The following is a 6,887-nucleotide window of genomic DNA, read 5'->3' on the forward strand; positions in this document are numbered from 1 at the left end:
AAATATGGCACGACGTCGTCTGTATGGCAAATACCAAGAAAGCGCCATTAAACTCCCTCCGCCATGATTTCGCGACCGATCAGCCAGCGGCGGATTTCGCTGGTGCCGGCGCCGATTTCGTAGAGCTTGGCGTCGCGCAAAAGCCGACCGGTCGGATAATCGTTGATGTAGCCGTTGCCGCCCAGCAGCTGGATGGCATCGAGGGCCATCTGCGTCGCCTTTTCGGCGGCGAACAGCACGCAAGCGGCGGCGTCCTTGCGGCTCGCCTGACCGCGGTCGCAGGCGGCGGCGACAGCATAGACGTAGGCGCGCGCGGCGTTCATCGTCGTGTACATATCGGCGAGCTTGCCTTGCACCAGCTGGAACTCGCCGATCGGCTGGCCGAACTGCTTGCGTTCATGCACATAAGGCACCGCCACATCGAGGCATGCCGCCATCAGCCCGATCGGGCCGCCGGCGAGCACGGTGCGCTCGTAGTCGAGGCCCGACATCAGCACTTCGACGCCGCGCCCTTCCTCGTGCAGCACATTGTCGAACGGCACCTCGACATTCGAAAAAACCAACTCGCCGGTATTCGAGCCGCGCATGCCGAGCTTGTCGAGCTTTTGCGCGACGGAAAAGCCGGCCATCGATTTCTCGACGATGAAGGCGGTGATCCCACGCGAATGGAGCTCCGGATCGGTCTTGGCATAGACGACCAGCGTCTCGGCGTCCGGGCCATTGGTGATCCACATCTTCGTGCCGTTGAGCACATAGCGGTCGTTGCGCTTTTCGGCACGCAGCTTGAGCGACACGACATCGGAGCCGGCGCCGGTTTCCGACATTGCCAGTGCGCCGACCTTTTCGCCACTGCACAGCGCTGGCAAATATTTTTCCTTCTGTACCGGTGTCGCCCAGCGATTGATCTGGTTGACGCAGAGATTGGAATGGGCGCCGTAGGAGAGGCCGACCGAGGCCGAGGCGCGCGAAATCTCCTCCATCGCGACCACATGGGCGAGATAGCCCATGCCGGTGCCGCCGAAATCCGGGTCGGCGGTGATGCCGAGCAGGCCGAGGGCTCCGAATTCGCGCCACAGATGCGCCGGAAATTCGTTCGAGCGATCGATCTCAGCGGCGATAGGTGCGATCTTTTCCTGGGCGAAGCGCCGCACCAGGTCGCGCAGCGCCTCGATGTCTTCGTCAAGCCCGAAGTTGAGTGTGTGCGTGTACATGCCGTTCCTCCCGGCACATGGTCCCGAAATCGAATTCGATTCCGGGAGGGATCATGCGCAAAATCAAAGTGCTACAGCGTCCTTTGCGCGGCCGAAGCCGCGCACGGTGCTGTAGGTCGTACTCGCGCCGTGAGCCTCTGCTCCAACCAGTCGCATCGTCATTGAAAGATATGTGGCGGTTACCTCCGAGATCGATAGCCGCTCGCCCGGTCGGAACCAGACGATAACGCCGGTCATCATCTGGATCACCGCCATCGCCGTCAGCCCTGTGTCTTCGACGCTGAAGACGCCGGCTTCCGCGCCGTCGCGCAGGATGGCGCGCAGCTCCTTTTCATAGGCCGTGCGCATGCGCAGGATCCGCGTCAGGCGATCATGCGACAGGCTGCGCAGTTCCATGTTGGAGACATGGGTGGCGTGGCGCCGCTCGATGTGGAAGGCGATGTGGTTTTCGACATAGGCGGCAAGCCGCCCCGCCGGATCGGCCGTGGCGGGGCGCGCCGCATTCCACACCCCGATCAGCCCTTCCATATGTTCGCGCATCAGCGTGAACAAGAGGTCTTCCTTGGTCGGGAAATAGCGGTAAAGCGCGGCGGCCTGGACCCCGACCTCCGCTGCGAGCTGGCGCATCGACATCGCCTCGTAGCCTAGACGCGCGATCAGGTTAACCGCCGCTTCGCGGATCGCTGCCTCGGTCTTTTCGCCGTCGGAACCGGTCGTGCGGGCCATCGTCGCCTCATCGAGAGCGGTAATAATAAAACGAACGTTTAATTAATTCAAGGGCTTTCTGATAAGTGACTGCAGCCTTTAAATGGTTGACTAAGTCAAATAATACAGTGATGATCCTGCGGTGTAGAATTTCCAGAGACGGAACCCGACATGCCGGATGAGCGGAATGCCATGGTCGGAGAAATCCGCCATTTCAACAGGCTTTACACCAGCTTGATCGGGCTTCTCGACGAAAACTTGATGCACAGCACCTACTCGCTAGCCGAGGCGCGGGTGCTGTTCGAGCTGGGTCACCGCGCGGGAGCCGTCGCTGCCAACCCGAGCGGCGAGGCAGGGTTTCTTGCGCGAGCGTTCCATCTCGGCCTCGGGCCGGCTGCGTCCGGGATTGCCCGCGAGCTCCGGCTGGACCCGGCCTATGTCACGCGGATCCTCAGAAAATTCGCTGCCATGGGCCTGACCGAATTGCGTACCGATCCGAACGATCGGCGCCAGCGCATCCTGTCGCTGACCGCGCGGGGAAACTCCGAACTGGCAGCACTTCAGGCGGCGGCGGATCGCGATCTCACCCGGCTGACGGCCGGCCTGGCCGACGACGAAGCCGCCGAGCTTTCGAACACCTTGAAGCGGGTCATGTGCCTGCTCGGCGACGGGGAGATAGCGGCAAGGCCGAAAACGCTCGCGTAGCGATGATCCTCAGTTCCCCCGTGCCGCCGCCAACGCGCCGGGCAATTCCTCGGCAAAGATATCGAGCTCATGGTCGAGGCCGACGCTGACCCGGATGCAGCGGTCGAGCACCGGCACCATTGGTTTGCGGATGAACACATCGCGCGACAAAAGCGCCTGCAGCACGTTCAGCGCGAAGGACCCGTCGCGACCGCAGTCTATTGTGACGAAATTGGTCGCCGAGGGCAGCGGCTTCAGTCCATTCGCCTCGGCTATCTCAGCTATACGCCGGCGGCCGGCAGCGACCCGCGCCACCACACTCTGGAGATAGTTCTGATCGGCCAACGCCTCGACGCCGGCAATCTGCGCCATGCGGCTGACGCCGTAATGGTTGCGGATTTTTTCGAAGTCGCGGATCACCTGGGCGTCGGCCACCGCATAGCCGCAGCGTATGCCGGCCAGCCCGTAGGCCTTCGAGAAGGTGCGCATGCGGATGACGTTCGGCCGCGCCACATCGATCGGCGGCAGCGCCGAGGCGGGCCCCAACTCGCCATAGGCCTCGTCGAGCACCAACATGGTGGTCTCCGGCAGGGCTTCGATGAAGTGGATCAGCTCCGCCGCCTCCCACCAGCTTCCCATTGGATTGTCCGGGTTGGAGAGGTAGACCAGCGGCGCATTTTCCTTGCGCACTGCAGCCAATAGGCCATCCAGGCTTTCCCGGTCGTTCTCGTAGGGAACTGCGATCAGCCGGCCGCCGACGCCGGCTATGTGGAAATTGAACGTCGGATAGGCACCGAGCGAGGTGACCACCGCGTCATCAGGCGCCACATACATGCGCGCCACCAGGCTGAGCAAGCCGTCTATACCTTCGCCGACAACCACGTTTTCGGCGCTGACGCCGAGATGCGCGGCGACAGCCACCTGCAAATCGTGATTGTCGGGGTCGCAATACATCCACATGTCGCGGGCGATGCCGGCCATGCGGGCGATGACGCGCGGCGAGGGACCGAAACTGCTCTCATTGGCGCCGATGCGGGCGCGAAACCCGCGGCCGCGGTCCCGCTCCTGCGCTTCCGGGCCGACAAACGGCACCGTTGAGGGAAGCGCGCTGATTATTGGCGTGAGGGGAGGGCGCTGGCGCATGGCGAGGGCTCGTTCGAAAAGGGGGCTCGTTCGAAAAGGGAGCATCTTGCTAGCGCGGCACAGTTGGCCGCGCAAGCTCCCGCCTTGGCTGCAACCGGCATGCTGGATTCCTTCGGCTGTTTTTGCTAGCGAGATATCATGAACAATCGACTCCCACCTGCTTGGTCCAAGCACCTCAAGCCCGGCTCCGCGCCACAAGCCAAGGCGCCGATGATGAAGCCTGTAGTGAATCTGCAGAAAGGAAACGCTCAATCGCGGGCGCAGGCCGACGATGCCTTGCTGAAACAGGCATATATCTTTCAGCAGGCAAAGCGGCTCGACGAGGCACAGGATCTATGCCTCCGGGTTCTGGCGCGCACGCCAAACCATCCTCTTGCCCTGTACATCCTGGGGACCGTGTGCCTGGGTTACCATGATGAGATGGCGTTGCAGTATTTCGCACGGGCGGTCGGCGAGGAGCCTAAAAACCCCTACTACCACCTAAGTCTTGGCGAGGCCTATGTGAAGGTCGGCGAATATTCGCCGGCAATCAAGCATATGCAGTACGCCTTGGAACTGCAGCCCGGCCTCATCGAAGCACTTTGTGCATTGGGGCGCGCTTACATGGCGTTTGACAAGCCCGACATGGCTTTGCCGCTCTACGAGAAGGCGCTGAAAATCAACCGCAATCATCCCAAGGTGCGGGTCGGGCTGGCCAGCGCGCTCAGCAGCCTGGGGCGCATGGATGAAGCCGCCGCCTATCTGGAAGAAGCAATCGAACGTCGCATCGACATACCGGCTGCCTACAACGATCTTGTGCAGACGAAAAAGTTCACCGAAGAGCCCGAGGAACTCCAATCCATCCTTCGTGAGCTCGGCAACCCGAAGCTTGGTTCGGAAGGCGCGCAGCAACTCCATCACGCCGCCGGTAAGGTGCTGAACGACCTCAAGCGTTATGATGAGGCATTCGACCATTTCAACAGGGCGAAACAGGCTTCCGGCTACAAGTTCGATATCGACTTGTATCGTCGCTGGATCGACTCGATGATTGAAACCTTCACGCCGGATTTTTTGGCGGCTAGGGCCGGCTATGGAAACCCTTCCGAAGTGCCCGTGTTCGTAGTTGGCATGCCCCGCTCGGGAACAACGCTCACGGAACAGATCTGCGCCAGCCATCCCGGTGTCCATGGTGCAGGGGAGCTTGCCAAACTAAGGCGGGTCGCGAATGCGATCGGCCTCAAAACCTCATCGGCTGGAGATTTGACCCAGCCAATCATGTCGATCACGGAAGATCTGTCCAGAACGCTGGCCCAAGAGCATCTCTCCTATTTGCGGGAGCGGGCGCCTACCGCGCTTCGCGTAGTCGATAAGGCGCCGCACAATTTCGAACTGATCGGCCTTATCGGCCTTCTCTTTCCCAACGCACGCATCGTTCATTGCCGTCGTGACGCCATCGACAATTGCGTTTCCTGCTTTGTCCTGAACTTCAGCGAGGGGCACAGCTACAACACCGACCTGAAAACACTAGGCCTGTACTATCGTGAGTATGACCGCCTGATGCGGCATTGGAACGAGGTTTTTCCGGGTCTTATCTTCGAGAATCGCTACGAAACGCTGGTTGACGACCAGGAAGCACAGTCGCGCCGCCTCATAGATTATCTCGGGCTGCCTTGGGATGATGCCTGCCTGCGCTTTTTCGATAGGGATGGTTCGGTCAATACGCCCAGTCGCTGGCAGGTTCGTCAACCGATCTACAAATCGTCCGTCAAGCGCTGGAAAAATTATGAGAACGAAATTCAGCCGCTGATACAGTCGCTGGGCGATCTTGCAGAGATCTGACTGAGGTCGGCGGTTCGCATCGCGTAAACAGCATCCTTCCCTTCGTCATCCCAGGGTCTGAGCTCCGCTTCGCGTTGGCTCCGTCCTAGATGACGCGGGAATAGTGGCTGATGGCCAATCGCCAGCACTGGAGATTGGCGGCTGCATTCCGCTCCAAATTAGCAGAAAACGACCGTGGCCAGTATCGGCGGCGCCATGCATCGCGCAACTTGACAGCCGCGCCGATACGAAAAAACCCGGCGGTTGCCCGCCGGGTTCAAGTTCAGTCAGACGCTGCTGATTAGAACGAGCGCTGGAAGCGAAGGAGGCCGCCGATGCTGTCTTCCTTGTCGGCACCGGTCCAGTTGGAGAAGCCGGGTTCGCCGAACTCGCCGGCGCGCAGGTAATCGACTTCGGCCGTGACCGTCAGGCCAGGAACGACGTCGTAAGCAATGTTGGCAGCGATGCCGAGGTTTTCGCCTTCGTCATACGAAGCCTGGAGGTTGAACGAGGTCTTCTCGTTGATGGTGTAGGTACCACCGCCCCAGACTGCCCAGTTGCCGGCCCACAGCTTGTACATGCCGCGACCGCCAGCAGGAATTGCCCAGGTGGCGTCCTCGAGGTTGTCGTCGGTGCCGTAGCCGCCCATGATGAACAGCGACAGGTTCTCCATCGGCGTGATGTCGAGGCGAACCTTGCCGGCGACTTCTTCGTAGGCGCTGTCGTAAGCAACGACGCCGGAGATCGCGCCCCAGCCCTGCGTCCACTTCAAGCCGCCGACGACATGCGGAACATAGCTGTCGATCGTGAAGGGGCCGTAGCCTTCTTCGAGCGAGACGACGGCGGAGAAGCCGTTGCCGGCATCGAAGTAGTACTGGACGACGTTGGTGTCGAAGCCGCCGTAGGGAACCAGCGTATCCTGGATGACGTTGCCGGCATAACCGGTGAACGTATCGAAGGCCGATTCGTCTTTACCGACGCGCAGACCGCCGAGCTGGATCCAGGCGAAGTTCAGCGACACGTCCCTGTTGTGGGCGTCGTTGATATATTCGGCGGCATTGTCGTTGCCGAACTGGAAGCGGGTCTCGGTGTAGGTCTTCAAGGTGCCGAGCTCGGTTTCCTGGCCGGTCCAGGTCTTCAGCGTGAAGCGCATGTTCTTGCGGTAGGTGTCGTTGAGGTCACCATCCTCACGATCGACCGACTGCGCGCCATTGAACGTGCCGAGATCGCCCACGCCGATGTCATAGCGGAGATAGCCGCCGATGCGCAGGCAGGTTTCGGTACCGGGAATGTAGAAGTAGCCAGCGCCGTAGACGTCGCAGATCCGGACGTATTCAGCGGGTTCCG

General features: G+C 60.9%; 6 protein-coding genes. 2 read left to right on the top strand and 4 right to left on the bottom strand.

Features of this window, described 5'->3' with window-relative positions; translation table 11 throughout:
• Positions 1-47: 47 nt before the first annotated feature.
• Together ABID19_RS25935 and ABID19_RS25940 are read right to left on the bottom strand one after the other, a co-directional pair.
• Positions 48-1,211: an isovaleryl-CoA dehydrogenase gene (locus tag ABID19_RS25935; protein WP_354493758.1), complete on the bottom strand. Its 1,164-nt coding sequence runs from the start codon at positions 1,209-1,211 to the stop codon at positions 48-50.
• A gap of 63 nt (positions 1,212-1,274) precedes the next feature.
• The gene (locus ABID19_RS25940) at positions 1,275-1,937 is read right to left on the bottom strand and encodes a TetR/AcrR family transcriptional regulator (protein WP_354493759.1); all 663 of its coding nucleotides are present in this window, start codon (positions 1,935-1,937) and stop codon (positions 1,275-1,277) included.
• A gap of 150 nt (positions 1,938-2,087) precedes the next feature.
• Between ABID19_RS25940 and ABID19_RS25945 the strand changes: the two genes are divergently transcribed.
• The gene (locus tag ABID19_RS25945) at positions 2,088-2,621 is read left to right on the top strand and encodes a MarR family winged helix-turn-helix transcriptional regulator (RefSeq protein ID WP_354493760.1); all 534 of its coding nucleotides are present in this window, start codon (positions 2,088-2,090) and stop codon (positions 2,619-2,621) included.
• Between the two features lie 9 nt (positions 2,622-2,630).
• On the opposite strand, the gene ABID19_RS25950 is transcribed toward ABID19_RS25945, so the two are convergent.
• A complete protein-coding gene (locus ABID19_RS25950; protein ID WP_354493761.1) occupies positions 2,631-3,743 on the bottom strand; it encodes a pyridoxal phosphate-dependent aminotransferase in 1,113 nt (370 codons plus the stop codon).
• 138 nt (positions 3,744-3,881) lie between these two features.
• Between ABID19_RS25950 and ABID19_RS25955 the strand changes: the two genes are divergently transcribed.
• Positions 3,882-5,561, top strand: coding sequence for a tetratricopeptide repeat-containing sulfotransferase family protein (locus ABID19_RS25955; RefSeq protein WP_354493762.1), 1,680 nt, complete (start codon positions 3,882-3,884; stop codon positions 5,559-5,561).
• Between the two features lie 280 nt (positions 5,562-5,841).
• On the opposite strand, the gene ABID19_RS25960 is transcribed toward ABID19_RS25955, so the two are convergent.
• Positions 5,842-6,887, bottom strand: a 1,046-nt coding sequence (locus tag ABID19_RS25960; RefSeq protein ID WP_354493763.1) for a porin, incomplete at its 5' end; no start/stop codon positions are given.

Source organism: Mesorhizobium robiniae (assembly GCF_040545535.1).
Taxonomy (GTDB): Bacteria; Pseudomonadota; Alphaproteobacteria; order Rhizobiales; family Rhizobiaceae; genus Mesorhizobium; species Mesorhizobium robiniae.